Annotated in this window: 10 protein-coding genes, 4 tRNA genes and 3 rRNA genes; 2 read left to right on the top strand and 15 right to left on the bottom strand. The window is 55.7% G+C overall.

From position 1 onward, the window contains the following. Positions 1-29: 29 nt before the first annotated feature. The 5 genes from RE418_RS07115 to RE418_RS07095 form a co-directional block, all read right to left on the bottom strand. Positions 30-956, bottom strand: coding sequence for a branched-chain amino acid transaminase (locus tag RE418_RS07115; protein ID WP_049294985.1), 927 nt, complete (start codon positions 954-956; stop codon positions 30-32). Between the two features lie 23 nt (positions 957-979). Further along, positions 980-1237, bottom strand: coding sequence for an acetolactate synthase 2 small subunit (gene ilvM, locus RE418_RS07110; RefSeq protein WP_049294986.1), 258 nt, complete (start codon positions 1235-1237; stop codon positions 980-982). Beyond that, entirely contained in the window at positions 1234-2880 is a 1647-nt protein-coding gene (gene ilvG, locus RE418_RS07105) for an acetolactate synthase 2 catalytic subunit (RefSeq protein WP_197765233.1), read from the bottom strand. Before ilvG ends, ilvM begins: the two co-directional genes overlap by 4 nt. 142 nt (positions 2881-3022) lie before the next feature. Next, a complete protein-coding gene (gene ilvL, locus RE418_RS07100; protein WP_013814970.1) occupies positions 3023-3121 on the bottom strand; it encodes an ilv operon leader peptide in 99 nt (32 codons plus the stop codon). Positions 3122-3254: 133 nt separating this feature from the next. Beyond that, entirely contained in the window at positions 3255-4487 is a 1233-nt protein-coding gene (locus tag RE418_RS07095) for an MFS transporter (protein WP_025304644.1), read from the bottom strand. Positions 4488-4828: 341 nt separating this feature from the next. Between RE418_RS07095 and RE418_RS07090 the strand changes: the two genes are divergently transcribed. Next, positions 4829-6352, top strand: coding sequence for a YifB family Mg chelatase-like AAA ATPase (locus RE418_RS07090; protein WP_089181441.1), 1524 nt, complete (start codon positions 4829-4831; stop codon positions 6350-6352). 27 nt (positions 6353-6379) lie between these two features. Here RE418_RS07090 and RE418_RS07085 read toward each other — a convergent pair whose 3' ends face one another. Then, positions 6380-6718 carry a DUF413 domain-containing protein gene (locus RE418_RS07085; RefSeq protein ID WP_004929946.1) on the bottom strand — a complete coding sequence of 113 codons (339 nt, stop codon included), beginning with the start codon at positions 6716-6718 and terminating at the stop codon, positions 6380-6382. Between the two features lie 119 nt (positions 6719-6837). On the opposite strand from RE418_RS07085, the gene hdfR reads away from it, so the two are divergent. Beyond that, positions 6838-7665 (top strand): HTH-type transcriptional regulator HdfR, encoded by an 828-nt coding sequence (gene hdfR / locus RE418_RS07080; protein ID WP_089181442.1) that lies wholly within the window; start codon positions 6838-6840, stop codon positions 7663-7665. A 267-nt stretch (positions 7666-7932) separates the two neighbouring features. On the opposite strand, the gene RE418_RS07075 is transcribed toward hdfR, so the two are convergent. From RE418_RS07075 to btuB, 9 genes are all read right to left on the bottom strand, one after another. Further along, positions 7933-8008, bottom strand: a tRNA-Trp gene (locus RE418_RS07075). Positions 8009-8059: 51 nt separating this feature from the next. Beyond that, positions 8060-8136: transfer RNA gene (locus RE418_RS07070), tRNA-Asp, on the bottom strand. A gap of 94 nt (positions 8137-8230) precedes the next feature. Continuing rightward, a 5S ribosomal RNA gene (gene rrf, locus RE418_RS07065) occupies positions 8231-8346 on the bottom strand. A 99-nt stretch (positions 8347-8445) separates the two neighbouring features. Further along, a 23S ribosomal RNA gene (locus RE418_RS07060) occupies positions 8446-11353 on the bottom strand. A gap of 207 nt (positions 11354-11560) precedes the next feature. Next, a tRNA-Ala gene (locus RE418_RS07055) sits at positions 11561-11636 on the bottom strand. A 38-nt stretch (positions 11637-11674) separates the two neighbouring features. Continuing rightward, a tRNA-Ile gene (locus tag RE418_RS07050) sits at positions 11675-11751 on the bottom strand. 74 nt (positions 11752-11825) lie between these two features. Beyond that, positions 11826-13367, bottom strand: a 16S ribosomal RNA gene (locus tag RE418_RS07045). Together the 16S, 23S and 5S rRNA genes with 4 tRNA genes alongside form the textbook arrangement of a ribosomal RNA operon. A gap of 373 nt (positions 13368-13740) precedes the next feature. Beyond that, entirely contained in the window at positions 13741-14604 is an 864-nt protein-coding gene (murI, locus tag RE418_RS07040; RefSeq protein ID WP_025921004.1) for a glutamate racemase, read from the bottom strand. Continuing rightward, entirely contained in the window at positions 14549-16426 is a 1878-nt protein-coding gene (gene btuB, locus RE418_RS07035; RefSeq protein ID WP_399675996.1) for a TonB-dependent vitamin B12 receptor BtuB, read from the bottom strand. Before btuB ends, murI begins: the two co-directional genes overlap by 56 nt. Positions 16427-16463 lie beyond the last annotated feature (37 nt).

Here is a 16463-nt window from a genome sequence, read left to right as displayed (position 1 = left end):
TCCGCCACGCGGCGCGGCGAGCCTTGTCGTTACGGGTTTACCGGATCCAGCCAACCGTATTTGTCTTCGGTCTTGCCGTTGAACAGGCCGAAGAACGCCTGTTGGATCTGTTTGGTCACCGGGCCGCATTTGCCGATGCCGACCTGAATGCCGTCCACGCTGCGTACCGGCGTAATCTCCGCCGCAGTGCCGGACATGAACACTTCGTCGGCCAGGTACAGCGATTCGCGAGACAGCACCTGCTCACGCACTTCGAAGCCCATGTCTTTCGCCAGCTTGATGATCGCGTCACGGGTGATGCCCGGCAATGCCGAAGAGGTGAACGGCGGGGTGTAAATCACGCCGTCTTTCACTTCAAACAGGTTCTCGCCCGCCCCTTCGGAAATGTAGCCGTGCACGTCGAGCGCGATGCCTTCCTGATAGCCGTGGCGACGCGCTTCGCTGCCCACCAGCAGGGAGGAAAGATAGTTACCGCCGGCCTTGGCCGCAGTGGGGATCGTGTTTGGTGCGACGCGGTGCCAGGAGGAGACCATCGCATCGATGCCTTGATCCAGCGCTTCTTCACCCAGATAAGCGCCCCAAGGAAACGCCGCGATAATCACGTCCGTTTTGTAACCGGCCGGCGGGTTGACGCCCATGCCGACATCGCCGACGAACACCAGCGGGCGAATGTACGCGCTGACCAGGTTGTTCTTGCGCAGCGTGGCGCGGCAGGCTTCCATCAGCTCGTCAACGCTTTGCGAAACCGGCATGCGGTAGATTTTCGCCGAGTCGTGCAGGCGCTGCATATGCTCGCGATGACGGAATACCACCGGCCCCAAATGCGAGTCGTAGCAGCGTACGCCTTCAAATACCGACGTGCCGTAATGCAGCGCGTGCGACATCACGTGCACTTTGGCCTCGGCCCAAGGAACCATCTCACCATTGAACCAAATGTAATCGGCTTTCTTTGTCATTGTTATTTATCCTTCTCGGCGCCTCAGGCGCGTATTTGTTGTGATGTTGGCTGCTGGATCTCGACGCAGGAGACGTCCAGCAGTTTGCTTAACTGAGATGACAACAGGGCGACCGGACGCGGGCTGGCAACGGTCAATTCGATATTGATGCTGTCGGCGTTGGTCGGGGAAACCATATTCATAGCACAAACCTGAAAGCCGCGATGACGCACGACCCGCAATACGCGCTCTAACATTTCGGGGCGAAAACGCGCCTGGATCGAGAGTTGATGCTGCATCATGATATTTCCTCCAACATGGTTTCGTTACCGGCGCCCGGCGGCACCAGCGGCCAGACGTTTTCGAGTTCGTCGATAGAGACCTGCAGCAGATAAGGGCCTTCGGTGTTGAACAGCGCCTCGAGCGCGCCCTCCACCTGATCCTTGCGGCTGATGCGCTGGCCGGGAATGCCGAAGGCGGCGGCCAGCATCAGGAAGTCGGGGTTATCGGACAGGTTGGTTTCGCTGTAGCGGCCGTCGAAGAACAGCTGCTGCCATTGGCGCACCATTCCGAGACGCTGGTTGTCCAGCAGCACGATCTTCAGCGGCAGCCGTTTGCGCTTGATAGTGCCCAGTTCCTGCACGTTCATCATGAAGGAACCATCGCCCGAGACGCAGATCACCGTATCTTGCGGACGCGCGATCTGGGCCCCGACCGCCGCCGGCACGCCGAACCCCATGGTGCCGAGGCCGCTGGAGGTGATGAAATTCTCCGGGCGCTCGAACGTCATGTGCTGCGCGCTCCACATCTGGTGCTGGCCGACGTCGGTGGTCACCACGCTGTTGGCCGGCTTGCGGGCGGACAGCTGGCGCAAGAACAGCGGCGCGTAGATCGGCTGGCCGGGGTGATCGTAGCGGCAGACGTGCTCGGCTTTCAGCGCTATCACCTGCTGCTGCCAGGCGGCGATGTTCAGCGGGCGCTGCAACGCCGGCAGCAACGTTTTCAAATCGCCTTGCAGGGCGACATGCGCCTGGCGCAGCTTGCTCATCTCCGCCGGGTCGATATCCATGTGGATCACTTTGGCGTGCGGCGCGAAGGCGTTCAGCCTGCCGGTCACGCGGTCATCGAAACGCGCGCCGACGGCGATCAGCAGATCGCACTCCTGCACCGCCAGGTTGGCAGCCTTGGTGCCGTGCATGCCCAGCATACCGAGGTACAGCGGATCTTGCGCATCCGGCGCGCCCAGCCCCTTCAGGGTGGCGACGTTCGGCATGCGGGTCACGGCGATGAACTCGCGCAGCGCCGGCACCGCCTGGGCCATGCCCACGCCGCCGCCGACGTACAGCATCGGTTTGTGCGCCTGCGCCAGCAGCTCGGCCGCCTCTGCCAACGCCGCCGCCGGGAACGCCGGCGCTTCATCGACCGGCATCAGGTGCGGATGCAGGTCGCCCTGCGCCAGCTGGATGTCTTTCGGGATATCGATCAGCACCGGGCCGGGACGGCCGCCAGCGGCGATGGCGAACGCTTCCGCCATGATGCCCGGCAAGGCGTCCAGCGATTCCACCAGGAAGCTGTGCTTGGTGCAGGCCAGAGACAGGCCGAGAACATCGATCTCCTGAAAGGCATCGGTGCCGATCAGCGCGGACCCCACCTGACCGGTGATGGCGACAACGGGAACGGAATCGAGCAGCGCATCAGCCAGGCCGGTGATCAGGTTGGTGGCGCCGGGGCCGGAAGTGGCGATACAGACACCGACTTTGCCGGTGGCGCGGGCGTAGCCGATGGCGGCCATAGCGGCGCCCTGTTCATGGCGGCACAGCAGGTGTTCCACGCCGCCGTCGTACAGCGCATCGTACACCGGCATGATTGCCCCGCCCGGATAGCCGAATACGGTATCCACCCCCTGCGTACGCAACGCTTGAACTACCCACTGAGCGCCATTCATGGTTATTTCCCCGCCTTACTTCGAAAATCGCAGGATTTTGTTCTGTTTTTCATGTTCTGCCCCTTGCTCCACTTTTCTCTTGCCAATAAAAAACCCCCGGACCTGACGGTGCGGGGGTTCTCTTGCGATTCCGGCTTGTTTGCTAAGCCTTTCTTCGTCCAAGTGCAGCCCCGCACGGTGGGATAATAATCACCACCACGCTAATCACGACTAGGCTAATCACTTGGGCAAAGGCTTTCATAATGGGTTTGTTCACTGTGCTCATTCAGAACTAATGCTTACAGAGGTACCACAGCCGCGCGCGACATGACAACACTTTTTTTGCGTTATTATTCGGCGCAATCTGGTCATACCTCATGCGAATCGCTTCTCTTTCACACGTTGGCGCGCACGCCCGGATTTTTCACCGCGTCGGTGATCGCCTTACCGCGCGTATCCTTGCCGAAGAACACCAACAGGGCGATCGCCACCGCCACCGTACCGGCGACGATCGCCATCGCCAGGCCGTAATTATGCCCATGATGCTCGGCGATGGTGGCTTGCAGTGTGGCGTTGACCGAGGCGATCAGGTTGCCCAACTGATACACGAACCCCGGCAGCACCGCGCGGGTGTTGGCCGGCACCAGCTCGGTCAGGTAGGTCGGCACTACGCCCCAGGCGCCCTGCACCATGAATTGCATTAGGAAAGCGCCGATCCCCAACATTAGCGAACCGCTGGAAAATGCCCACAATGGGATCACCGGTAAGGCCAGCAATGCGGCGATAATGATCGCTTTTTTACGACCGATTTTTTCCGATAACGAACCGAAGAAAACGCCACCGATAATTGACGCGATATTGTAGCTAATGGCGATGATACTGACGGTTTTAGGGTCGAAACCGTGCTGAACTTTCAGAAACACCGGATACAGATCCTGCGTGCCGTGAGAGAAGAAATTGAACGCCGCCATCAGCAGCACCAGATAGCAGCATAGCTTCCAGTGGCTCTTCAACACCGGCAATAAAGCCGTACTTTCTTTGCGCTCACGTGCCGCCAGCCACACCGGCGACTCCTGCACGCAATAATAAATAAACGGCAGCAGCAGGATCGGCGCCGCGCCGATGACGAACATGCCGCGCCAGCCGACCGTTTCGAACAGCAGGCCGTACACCACCGCCGCCAGCAGATAACCGAACGGATAGCCGGCCTGGAAAATGCCCGACATCAGGCCGCGCGAGCGGTCCGGTATGGTTTCCATCGCCAATGACGACGCCACACCCCAGATACCGCCCATCGCAACGCCGTACAACACTCGTAACAGCAAGAAGACCGTCAACGAGGGCGCGGCGGCGGAGAGCAGCTCAAACACCGAAAAGAAGACGATATTCAGCATCAGGATCGGTTTGCGGCCATATTTTTCCGCCGCACGCCCGAAGATCAGCGCGCCGATCGGGCGCACCGCCAGCGTGAGCAGAATAGCCAACGTGACCTGTTCCAGACCGACGTGAAAAGATTGCGCGATGTCGCTGAGTAAAAATACCAGCACGAAAAAATCGAAAGCGTCGAGCGTCCAGCTTGAAAAACTGGCAATTGCCGCGTTGCGTTGCAGCGGGGTCCAACCAAACATAGTGTTATCCCTACCGTAGAGTACGAAGTCAGGAGGTTTAGCGGCTGCCGGGCAGACTGCGGCGGCGGTCGGAGTGTGTTAAAGAAGTGATTTTTCTTTTAATCAATTGTTAAATACACCCGTTAACCCTATGGTTGCAATGCGTATGGGCCGCTAATGTGTTGCAGCCTTCAGCGAATTGTTAATGGGTATTGCCGCAGGTTGCGAGGCGGTTCGCACAATCTCGTTCAATTCGATGAAAATCAGTGATTATGCTGCGAGTTTCATGGAAAAAATGCCAAGAACGCCGCGCGGTACCTGGATAAATCGCGCATCATGCCGCCCTCAGCAAGGAGAGCGATATGTCACTGGCGGTAATCTATAGCCGCGCCATCATCGGCGTTCAAGCCCCTTCCGTGACGGTGGAGGTGCATATCAGCAATGGCCTGCCCGGCCTGACGCTGGTCGGTCTGCCGGAAACCACGGTAAAAGAGGCGCGCGATCGGGTGCGCAGCGCCCTGATCAACAACGGTTTCACCTTTCCCGCCCGGCGCATCACCGTCAATTTGGCACCGGCCGATCTGCCGAAAGAAGGCGGGCGTTACGATCTGCCGATAGCGCTGGCGATCCTCGCCGCCTCCGAGCAACTGCCCCTCGCACCGTTGGCACGCTACGAGTTTCTTGGCGAGCTCGCGCTGTCCGGCGCACTGCGTGCGGTCAGAGGCGCCATCCCGGCGGCGCTGGCGGCGGCTGACGCCGGGCGACAATTGATCCTGTCGACGGACAACGCCGCCGAGGTCGGCCTGATCGCACAGTCACAATCCCATACCGCCCAACACCTGTTGGAGGTCTGTGCTTTTTTACTCGGCCAGGGCGAACTGCCGGTGGCCGTCACACCCCCCGCAGCCGGCAATGCGTACGAAAACGCCGATCTGCGCGACATCATCGGCCAGGAGCAGGCCAAGCGGGCGCTGGAGATCGCCGCCGCCGGCGGGCATAACCTGCTGCTGATTGGGCCGCCGGGCACAGGCAAAACCATGCTGGCCAGCCGACTGACGGGCTTACTGCCGCCGCTGACGGAGCCTGAGGCGCTGGAAAGCCTGGCGATCGCCAGCTTGCAACACCCTGTTCTGAGCGCTCTGCCATGGCGCCAGAGGCCGTTTCGCGCGCCGCATCACAGCGCATCGATGGCGGCATTGGTCGGCGGCGGCTCACTGCCGCGTCCGGGCGAGATCTCGATGGCGCATAACGGCGTGCTGTTTCTGGATGAGCTACCGGAATTCGAGCGTAAGGTCCTGGATGCGCTGCGCGAGCCGTTGGAATCCGGCGAGATCGTGATTTCACGCGCCAACGCCAAGGTCTGTTTCCCTGCCAGAGTACAGTTGATCGCGGCAATGAACCCCAGCCCGACAGGGCATTATCAGGGGTTGCACAACCGCGCCTCACCGCAGCAGGTGTTGCGCTATCTGGCCCGGTTGTCAGGGCCTTTTCTCGACCGTTTCGATCTGTCTATCGAAGTGCCGCTGTTGCCGCCGGGTACGCTCAGTAAGCGGCAAACGCAGGGAGAAAGCAGTGAGCTGGTTCAGGAAAGAGTGCGACTGGCACGCGCCCGCCAGCTCGAACGCGCCGGTAAAGTCAATGCGCTGTTGAGCAACCGCGAAGTAGAACGGGATTGCGTGTTGCAGCCGGCAGACGCCGAGTTTTTGGAAGCGACATTAAACGCGTTAGGGCTATCGGTACGCGCCTGGCAGCGCATCCTGAAAGTGGCTCGCACGCTGGCGGATTTGGCGGGAGATACTGAGATCGACAGGCGCCACCTCAGCGAAGCGCTGGGCTATCGCAGTATGGACCGTCTGTTGTTACAGCTGCACCGTAGTCTGGAATGAAAATGGGGCCCGCAGGCCCCATCGTCTTTAGTCTTCGCTGTCGCTGTAATCTTCCACTGCGTCAGCCTGCGGTTTACCGCCAGACAGAGTATGGAATTTCTTCGGGCGACGTGTGCGCGCCAGATATTTAGCCCATACTTTTTCCTGCTCGGTAGCCGCTTCGCGCTCACCTCGGCACACTGCGACGAACAGCTGTTCTTCTTCAGTCGCTGGCTGGCGTTTACCCGAGTCCAGCTCGTTAAACGCGTAGCCGAAACGCTCTAGCAATTGCGCCTCTTTAATGGTGAAATCGCCGTGACGGGAGAACCCGCGAGGGTAATGTTTATTATCAAAAAAACGATTGGTCGTGGTGAAGCTATCCGCCATCTGACACGCTCCTAATTCTCTTATGGCCGTGCTGTTTATGGCGCGGAGTATTAGATAGGCTTGACAGCGTGTAAAACAAAACATTTAAATCTTAACGACAAATTTTTTTGGAGATAGGTGTGGATACCGAATTACTGAAAACCTTTTTGGAGGTCAGTAGAACGCGTCACTTTGGCAGAGCCGCAGAATCTTTGTACTTAACGCAGTCCGCGGTCAGTTTCCGCATCCGTCAGTTAGAAAACCAGCTGGGCGCAAATTTATTTACCCGTCATCGCAATAATATCCGCCTGACGCCTGCCGGTGAGCGGCTTCTGCCCTATGCCGAAAGCCTGATGAACACCTGGCAGTTGGCGAAGAAGGAGGTCGTGCGTTCGCTGCAACACACCGAGTTGTCGATCGGCGCTACCGCTTCGCTGTGGGAGGCCTATCTGACCCCTTGGTTGCAGGCGCTCTATCAACAACGCGAGGCGCTGCAGCTCGAAGCCAGGGTGGCATTAAGGCACTCTTTGGTAAAACAACTGCATGAAAGGCAGCTCGATTTACTGATCACCACTGAGCCGCCAAAGATGGACGAACTGGCCAGCCAGCAGCTGGGCAATTTCTCATTACGCCTGTTCTCATCCGCGCGTCGTGACAAGCAATCCCCCATGCCGTACATCAAGCTGGAATGGGGGGCCGACTTCCACCAACAGGAAAACCGCATGTTGGAAGGTGATAACGTGCCGGTACTCACGACCACCTCGGCACACCTGACGCGTCAGTTGCTGGAAACCACAGGCGGATGCGCTTTCCTGCCCAGCCAGTGGGAAAAAGAGTATCCGCAGTTGCTTGCCGCCACCGAGATCCCGCCGATTGTCCGCCCACTGTATGCCGTCTGGTTGCAAAACAGCGATCAACAACCTTTGATTCGGCAATTACTTAAAATACCTTTAAATATCGCAGCCTAAAGCATTATGGCGGCCTTAAATGCCGTCATCGTGGTAATGACTGTCTATCATGCTAAAAGCCGCCCATCGCCTTCTGAGAGAAGATAATGCAAAACGATAAGAGAATCCGGAGGCGTGCAGGGTAAAGCTCGGAAGAACATGAAGCAGCCAGGATCGGGCAAACCTCGGCATATAGCGTCAAAAGCGCTCTTTTCCAAAGCGGGAATGCACTAAGGGAAGGGATAATAGGTAAAAAAAACCCTTTGCTTTCGCAAAGGGTTCTTAATATGGCAGGGGCGGAGAGACTCGAACTCGCGACACCCGGTTTTGGAGACCGGTGCTCTACCAACTGAGCTACGCCCCTAAATCTCGCTTAACATTATGCCTGCTAATAAAGCAGGCATAATTAAATAAGTGGCGGAACGGACGGGGCTCGAACCCGCGACCCCCTGCGTGACAGGCAGGTATTCTAACCAACTGAACTACCGCTCCACCGATTCTTTTACGTTGCATCTCTCGATGCCGGCAAATTCGCGCTTTGCGATTTGCGCATTACCAGTCGTCACACTGATAACGTTAATTTGATGCCTGGCAGTGTCCTACTCTCGCATGGGGAGACCCCACACTACCATCGGCGCTACGGCGTTTCACTTCTGAGTTCGGCATGGGGTCAGGTGGGACCACCGCGCTATTGCCGCCAGGCAAATTCTGTTTCATTCCAACCGCCTCACTTCCATGAAGCCATCAGAACCAATCTCGGAACTTCGCTGAAAATCTCTCTAAAAACACCTTCGGTGTTGTAAGGTTAAGCCTCACGGATCATTAGTACTGGTTAGCTCAATGCATCGCTGCACTTACACACCCAGCCTATCAACGTCTTAGTCTTAAACGTTCCTTCAGGGGCCTTAAAGGCCCAGGGAAGACTCATCTTGAGGCAAGTTTCGCGCTTAGATGCTTTCAGCGCTTATCTTTTCCGCACTTAGCTACCGGGCAATGCCATTGGCATGACAACCCGAACACCAGTGGTGCGTTCACTCCGGTCCTCTCGTACTAGGAGCAACCCCTCTCAATCTTCCAACGCCCACGGCAGATAGGGACCGAACTGTCTCACGACGTTCTAAACCCAGCTCGCGTACCACTTTAAATGGCGAACAGCCATACCCTTGGGACCTACTTCAGCCCCAGGATGTGATGAGCCGACATCGAGGTGCCAAACACCGCCGTCGATATGAACTCTTGGGCGGTATCAGCCTGTTATCCCCGGAGTACCTTTTATCCGTTGAGCGATGGCCCTTCCATTCAGAACCACCGGATCACTAAGACCTACTTTCGTACCTGCTCGAGCCGTCACTCTCGCAGTCAAGCTAGCTTATGCCTTTGCACTAACCTCACGATGTCCGACCGTGATTAGCTAACCTTCGTGCTCCTCCGTTACTCTTTGGGAGGAGACCGCCCCAGTCAAACTACCCACCAGACACTGTCCTCACCCCAGATTATGGGGCCGAGTTAGAACATCAAACATTAAAGGGTGGTATTTCAAGGATGGCTCCACGCAGACTGGCGTCCACGCTTCAAAGCCTCCCACCTATCCTACACATCAAGGCTCAATGTTCAGTGTCAAGCTATAGTAAAGGTTCACGGGGTCTTTCCGTCTTGCCGCGGGTACACTGCATCTTCACAGCGAGTTCAATTTCACTGAGTCTCGGGTGGAGACAGCCTGGCCATCATTACGCCATTCGTGCAGGTCGGAACTTACCCGACAAGGAATTTCGCTACCTTAGGACCGTTATAGTTACGGCCGCCGTTTACTGGGGCTTCGATCAAGAGCTTCGCCTTGCGGCTGACCCCATCAATTAACCTTCCAGCACCGGGCAGGCGTCACACCGTATACGTCCACTTTCGTGTTTGCACAGTGCTGTGTTTTTATTAAACAGTTGCAGCCAGCTGGTATCTTCGACTGGCTTCAGCTCCATCCGCAAGGGACTTCACCTACATGCCAGCGTGCCTTCTCCCGAAGTTACGGCACCATTTTGCCTAGTTCCTTCACCCGAGTTCTCTCAAGCGCCTTGGTATTCTCTACCTGACCACCTGTGTCGGTTTGGGGTACGATTTAATGTTACCTGATGCTTAGAGGATTTTCCTGGAAGCAGGGCATCAACTACTTCTGCACCGTAGTGCATCGTCATCACGCCTCAGGGTTAGTATGCAACCGGATTTACCAGGTCACACCCCCTACACGCTTAAACCGGGACAACCGTCGCCCGGCTAGCCTAGCCTTCTCCGTCCCCCCTTCGCAGTAACACCAAGTACAGGAATATTAACCTGTTTCCCATCGACTACGCTTTTCAGCCTCGCCTTAGGGGTCGACTCACCCTGCCCCGATTAACGTTGGACAGGAACCCTTGGTCTTCCGGCGAGCGGGCTTTTCACCCGCTTTATCGTTACTTATGTCAGCATTCGCACTTCTGATACCTCCAGCAACCCTCACAGGCCACCTTCAACGGCTTACAGAACGCTCCCCTACCCAACAACGCCTAAGCGTCGCTGCCGCAGCTTCGGTGCATGGTTTAGCCCCGTTACATCTTCCGCGCAGGCCGACTCGACCAGTGAGCTATTACGCTTTCTTTAAATGATGGCTGCTTCTAAGCCAACATCCTGGCTGTCTATGCCTTCCCACATCGTTTCCCACTTAACCATGACTTTGGGACCTTAGCTGGCGGTCTGGGTTGTTTCCCTCTTCACGACGGACGTTAGCACCCGCCGTGTGTCTCCCGTGATAACATTCTTCGGTATTCGGAGTTTGCATCGGTTTGGTAAGCCGGGATGGCCCCCTAGCCGAAACAGTGCTCTACCCCCGAAGATGAGTTCACGAGGCGCTACCTAAATAGCTTTCGGGGAGAACCAGCTATCTCCCGGTTTGATTGGCCTTTCACCCCCAGCCACAAGTCATCCGCTAATTTTTCAACATTAGTCGGTTCGGTCCTCCAGTTAGTGTTACCCAACCTTCAACCTGCCCATGGCTAGATCACCGGGTTTCGGGTCTATACCTTGCAACTAATCGCCCAGTTAAGACTCGGTTTCCCTACGGCTCCCCTATACGGTTAACCTTGCTACAAAATATAAGTCGCTGACCCATTATACAAAAGGTACGCAGTCACACCACGAAGGTGCTCCCACTGCTTGTACGTACACGGTTTCAGGTTCTATTTCACTCCCCTCGCCGGGGTTCTTTTCGCCTTTCCCTCACGGTACTGGTTCACTATCGGTCAGTCAGGAGTATTTAGCCTTGGAGGATGGTCCCCCCATATTCAGACAGGATGTCACGTGTCCCGCCCTACTCATCGAACTCACGACCTGTGCATTTTAGTGTACGGGGCTATCACCCTTTGCTGCGCGACTTTCCAGACGCTTCCACTAACACACAAGCCGATTCAGGTTCTGGGCTCCTCCCCGTTCGCTCGCCGCTACTGGGGGAATCTCGGTTGATTTCTTTTCCTCGGGGTACTTAGATGTTTCAGTTCCCCCGGTTCGCCTCATGCCACTATGTATTCATGACATGATAGTGTGTCGAAACACACTGGGTTTCCCCATTCGGGTATCGCCGGTTATAACGGTTCATATCACCTTACCGACGCTTTTCGCAGATTAGCACGCCCTTCATCGCCTCTGACTGCCTAGGCATCCACCGTGTACGCTTAGTCACTTAACCTCACAACCCGAAGATGTTTCCATCGTTCGTGCTGCAAACATTTGAGAGACTCTATGACAGGTTACTCTTCATCCCAGTACATCTACGGAGGGATAAATTTCAGCCGTCATGTTTCAATTTTCAGCTTGTTCCAGATTGTTAAAGAGCAAAATACTTCGCAGCATACTGTCGCCAATATACTCTGAAGTATTGAAATACCGGACTATATGGTGGAGCTAAGCGGGATCGAACCGCTGACCTCCTGCGTGCAAGGCAGGCGCTCTCCCAGCTGAGCTATAGCCCCATACAGTCACGTGCAGTACCTTTTCCACTTCTGAGAAGTGGTAGGCCTGAGTGGACTTGAACCACCGACCTCACCCTTATCAGGGGTGCGCTCTAACCACCTGAGCTACAAGCCTATAAAGGTATTTCTGCTCGTTACTTTCTATCAGACAATCTGTGTGAGCACGCCACTCGAATCAATATCTTTAGGTAAGGAGGTGATCCAACCGCAGGTTCCCCTACGGTTACCTTGTTACGACTTCACCCCAGTCATGAATCACAAAGTGGTAAGCGCCCTCCCGAAGGTTAAGCTACCTACTTCTTTTGCAACCCACTCCCATGGTGTGACGGGCGGTGTGTACAAGGCCCGGGAACGTATTCACCGTAGCATTCTGATCTACGATTACTAGCGATTCCGACTTCATGGAGTCGAGTTGCAGACTCCAATCCGGACTACGACATACTTTATGAGGTCCGCTTGCTCTCGCGAGGTCGCTTCTCTTTGTATATGCCATTGTAGCACGTGTGTAGCCCTACTCGTAAGGGCCATGATGACTTGACGTCATCCCCACCTTCCTCCAGTTTATCACTGGCAGTCTCCTTTGAGTTCCCGGCCGAACCGCTGGCAACAAAGGATAAGGGTTGCGCTCGTTGCGGGACTTAACCCAACATTTCACAACACGAGCTGACGACAGCCATGCAGCACCTGTCTCAGAGTTCCCGAAGGCACCAATCCATCTCTGGAAAGTTCTCTGGATGTCAAGAGTAGGTAAGGTTCTTCGCGTTGCATCGAATTAAACCACATGCTCCACCGCTTGTGCGGGCCCCCGTCAATTCATTTGAGTTTTAACCTTGCGGCCGTACTCCCCAGGCGGTCGATTTAACGCGTTAGCTCCGGAAGCCACGCCTCAAGGGCACAACCTCCAAATCGACATCGTTTACAGCGTGGACTACCAGGGTATCTAATCCTGTTTGCTCCCCACGCTTTCGCACCTGAGCGTCAGTCTTCGTCCAGGGGGCCGCCTTCGCCACCGGTATTCCTCCAGATCTCTACGCATTTCACCGCTACACCTGGAATTCTACCCCCCTCTACGAGACTCTAGCTTGCCAGTTTCAAATGCAGTTCCCAGGTTGAGCCCGGGGATTTCACATCTGACTTAACAAACCGCCTGCGTGCGCTTTACGCCCAGTAATTCCGATTAACGCTTGCACCCTCCGTATTACCGCGGCTGCTGGCACGGAGTTAGCCGGTGCTTCTTCTGCGAGTAACGTCAATTGATGAACGTATTAAGCTCACCACCTTCCTCCTCGCTGAAAGTGCTTTACAACCCGAAGGCCTTCTTCACACACGCGGCATGGCTGCATCAGGCTTGCGCCCATTGTGCAATATTCCCCACTGCTGCCTCCCGTAGGAGTCTGGACCGTGTCTCAGTTCCAGTGTGGCTGGTCATCCTCTCAGACCAGCTAGGGATCGTCGCCTAGGTGAGCCATTACCCCACCTACTAGCTAATCCCATCTGGGCACATCTGATGGCAAGAGGCCCGAAGGTCCCCCTCTTTGGTCTTGCGACGTTATGCGGTATTAGCTACCGTTTCCAGTAGTTATCCCCCTCCATCAGGCAGTTTCCCAGACATTACTCACCCGTCCGCCGCTCGTCACCCAGGGAGCAAGCTCCCCTGTGCTACCGCTCGACTTGCATGTGTTAAGCCTGCCGCCAGCGTTCAATCTGAGCCATGATCAAACTCTTCAATTAAAAGCTTGATTTGCTTCCACTCGAGAAGCGATGCTCAAAGATTTACTGCATGAATTTTACTTCAGTTAGTCACTCTTCAAGACTTGATATTTTTTTGCATCCGAAGATGCTGGATATCGTCTTGTGGAGTGCCCACACAGATTGTCTGATAAATTGTTAAAGAGCAGTGCCGAGAAACTCATCGGCGCGGGCTGCGTATATTACGCTTTTCGCCCTGAGAGTCAAGCGTTTATTTCGCTTTCTTCTCGCTGACCCGGCGGCTTGTCAGTCGTTGTTCCCGGTCAGTGGAGGCGCATTATAGGGAGTTCTCGGCAGGCCGCAACCCCTATTTTCAATATTTTTTCCGACCGTTGAATGTTTAACCAAAACACCGTTAAAGCGGCAGTTTTTTCAACGATTTAAAGCCATAACCCTGCAAAACGGGCAATAAAGCGTCAGTATCTTCATTTAACGCCATGCAATACGCCAGATTCTCTTCCTGGCTCGAGACCAGATTTTCCTGCGTTGAGATGAGCCAGGCGGTGCGGCGGGCAATCGCCGCGCCGGAATCCACCAGCCGGGTGCCTTCCGGCAACACCTGCATCAACTCTTCAGCTAATAGAGGGAAATGGGTGCAGCCCAGCACGACAGTATCCGGCGGCTCGCGCATGCTCAGCCACGGATGCAGGATCTTCTTCAGCACCGGCAGCGGCACGGCTTCGCCGTGCAGCTTGGCTTCCGCCAGCTCCACCAGCTCTGAAGAGCCCAGCAGTTCAATCTTACAGTCGGTAGCAAAACGGGAAATCAGTTCATGGGTGTAGCTGCGCTGTACGGTACCGCGGGTCGCCAACAGGCCGACAATGCCATTAACGGTAAGACGGGCCGCCGGTTTGATGGCGGGCACCACGCCCACGACAGGGAAACTGAAACGCTCGCGCAAGGCCGGCAAGGAAACGGTGCTGGCGGTGTTGCAGGCAATGACGACAATCGCCAGAGGATGACGTTGCTGTACCGCGCCGACAATTTCCAGCACGCGCTCAACGATAAACTCTTCGGACTTCTCGCCGTAGGGGAACGCCACGTTGTCGAAAGCGTATATATAGTGGAGATCCGGCAGCAACTGCCGAATCTCCTGATACACCGACAGCCCGCCGACGCCGGAATCGAAAACCAGCACCGTCGGGCGAGGTGTGGCGGTGCTGTTAGAAGGTATAGCTTCCAGTGAGGTAGTATTCTCTTCCTGGAGTAGCGTAGCCATAGGCCGTCTCATAATCTTTATCAAACAGGTTGGCAATTCTACCACGAACTGTCAGATGAGATGTGACCGGATACGAAACTGCGAGATCCCACAGGCTCACGCCGCCGAGTTTAACCGTCGGGCTAGGATAAACGCCATAATCCTTGTCGTAGCGCTCACCCAGGTATTGATAGGTCACTGCCCAATCAAAGTCGTACAGTTGCCAATCCAGCTCGTATTTCACCTGCTGTTTAGCGCGGCGCAGCAGCACTTCGTTGGTTTTAGCATTGCGCGGGTCGACATAATCGTAACCAATCTGATGCGTCAGCGGGCCGGTTTCAAAAGAAGCCGTGGCCTCTACACCTTTAATGGTCGCCTTACCGATATTATAATAGCGGTAACTCACCGGATCGCTGTCGATAAGATTATCAATGTCATTGCGATAACCGGAAATACGCCAGGTCACAGGCCCGGTCAAGCCTTCAAAACCGCCTTCCCATTGCTTGCTTTCTTCCGGTTTCAAATTATTGTTGCCGTAAGTGGTACTAAACAACTGGTTCATGTTTGGCGCTTTGAACGCGGTACCGTAAGAGGCAATGAAACGATACCCCTCGATGAATTCCCAGGCTGCACTGGTTTGCCAGGTGCCGTGCCAACCGAACTCCGAGTTGTCGTCGCCACGCGCAGCAGCCTCCAGCATCACCGGTCCCACCAACTGTTGCCCAGTCAGATAGATGCCAGTATTGCGCTGGCTTCTCTCGCTGCTGACGGACGCGGTACCCGGTTTGATTTGTTGATCCTGCCAATCTGCGCCCGCACTAATGGTGCCTTGGGCAACCTTAAACGTGTTGCCCCACTGCAGATTGTACTGTTCCGAATCATCCAAACTGGAGGAGATCGCATACTGGCCTTTGCGCGGATCGTAATTGTAGTCTTTGCTGTGGCTGTAACTCCCCACTAGCTGCGTGGCGTAAATCCCTTCCTGATAGCGCAACCCCGTGTCCCATGTTTGGCTGTACAGCTTACGGGTATCGGGCAGACCGGTAATATTGAAGTCTTTATCGTAAGAATAGAATCCATCGTAGCCTGTACGATTATCGTAACCATAACCACGCACAAAACCGCTGATTTGCTCGTTAAATTGGTGCTGCAATGCGCCGTAGAGCAATTTGCTCATAAAGCCGTCGCGATCGGGCTGAGGAATACTGGTATTACCTTCAGCCACCACGTCATACCCTTTGGTATAGGTGTAATTCCCCGCCACCGTCGCCACGGTGCTGTCACCCAGTTGTTGTTGGGTCGACGCGTCATAGGATTGATAGCCGTTGGAGCCGACGCCGGCTGAGAGCGTCGTGCCGTTCTTTTCGCGGGTGGTAATAATGTTGACCACGCCGCCGATGGCATCGGAGCCGTACACCGCCGAGCGCGGGCCGCGAATGTATTCGACTTTCTGCACCAGCGAAATCGGGATTTGGCTGAGATCGGAAGAACCGCTGACGCCCGCCTGATTAAGGCGAATGCCGTCAATTAGCACCAGCACATGGCTGGAGTTGGTGCCGCGAATAAACAGCGAGCTCTTTTGTCCCAATCCACCGTTTTGGCCAACGTCCACGCCCGGCAAACGGCGCATCACGTCGGTCAGGCTTTTGGCCTGCCAGCGATCGATATCGTTACGGGTGACGATGGAAGTCGGTGCCAGCACAGAAGAAACCGGCTGCGGGAAACGGTTGGCGGTCACCACCAGGTTATCGCCATTCTTGGCTGTGGTGTTGTCTTGCGCCCATCCAGAAAAAGCCGTGACGGAGGAGACCACCGCCAGCAGCATATTTTTTGTAATTGTCATGAGAAAAGCATCCAAACTTAATTGGCGGATGCCGCAG

The sequence above is a fragment of the Serratia sp. szju genome, from assembly GCF_044594185.1.
GTDB lineage: Bacteria > Pseudomonadota > Gammaproteobacteria > Enterobacterales > Enterobacteriaceae > Serratia > Serratia bockelmannii.
The sequence above is the reverse complement of the archived record's forward strand: the minus strand, read 5'-3'. Positions and strand labels throughout refer to the sequence as shown.

Coding starts and splice junctions, on each gene's coding strand:
- murI (WP_025921004.1), bottom strand. CDS start 14,604: ATGGCTACGCTACTCCAGGAAGAGAATACTACCTCACTGGAAGCTATA.
- RE418_RS07090 (WP_089181441.1), top strand. CDS start 4,829: ATGTCACTGGCGGTAATCTATAGCCGCGCCATCATCGGCGTTCAAGCC.
- ilvL (WP_013814970.1), bottom strand. CDS start 3,121: ATGAAAGCCTTTGCCCAAGTGATTAGCCTAGTCGTGATTAGCGTGGTG.
- RE418_RS07115 (WP_049294985.1), bottom strand. CDS start 956: ATGACAAAGAAAGCCGATTACATTTGGTTCAATGGTGAGATGGTTCCT.
- RE418_RS07095 (WP_025304644.1), bottom strand. CDS start 4,487: ATGTTTGGTTGGACCCCGCTGCAACGCAACGCGGCAATTGCCAGTTTT.
- ilvM (WP_049294986.1), bottom strand. CDS start 1,237: ATGATGCAGCATCAACTCTCGATCCAGGCGCGTTTTCGCCCCGAAATG.
- btuB (WP_399675996.1), bottom strand. CDS start 16,426: ATGACAATTACAAAAAATATGCTGCTGGCGGTGGTCTCCTCCGTCACG.
- ilvG (WP_197765233.1), bottom strand. CDS start 2,880: ATGAATGGCGCTCAGTGGGTAGTTCAAGCGTTGCGTACGCAGGGGGTG.
- RE418_RS07085 (WP_004929946.1), bottom strand. CDS start 6,718: ATGGCGGATAGCTTCACCACGACCAATCGTTTTTTTGATAATAAACAT.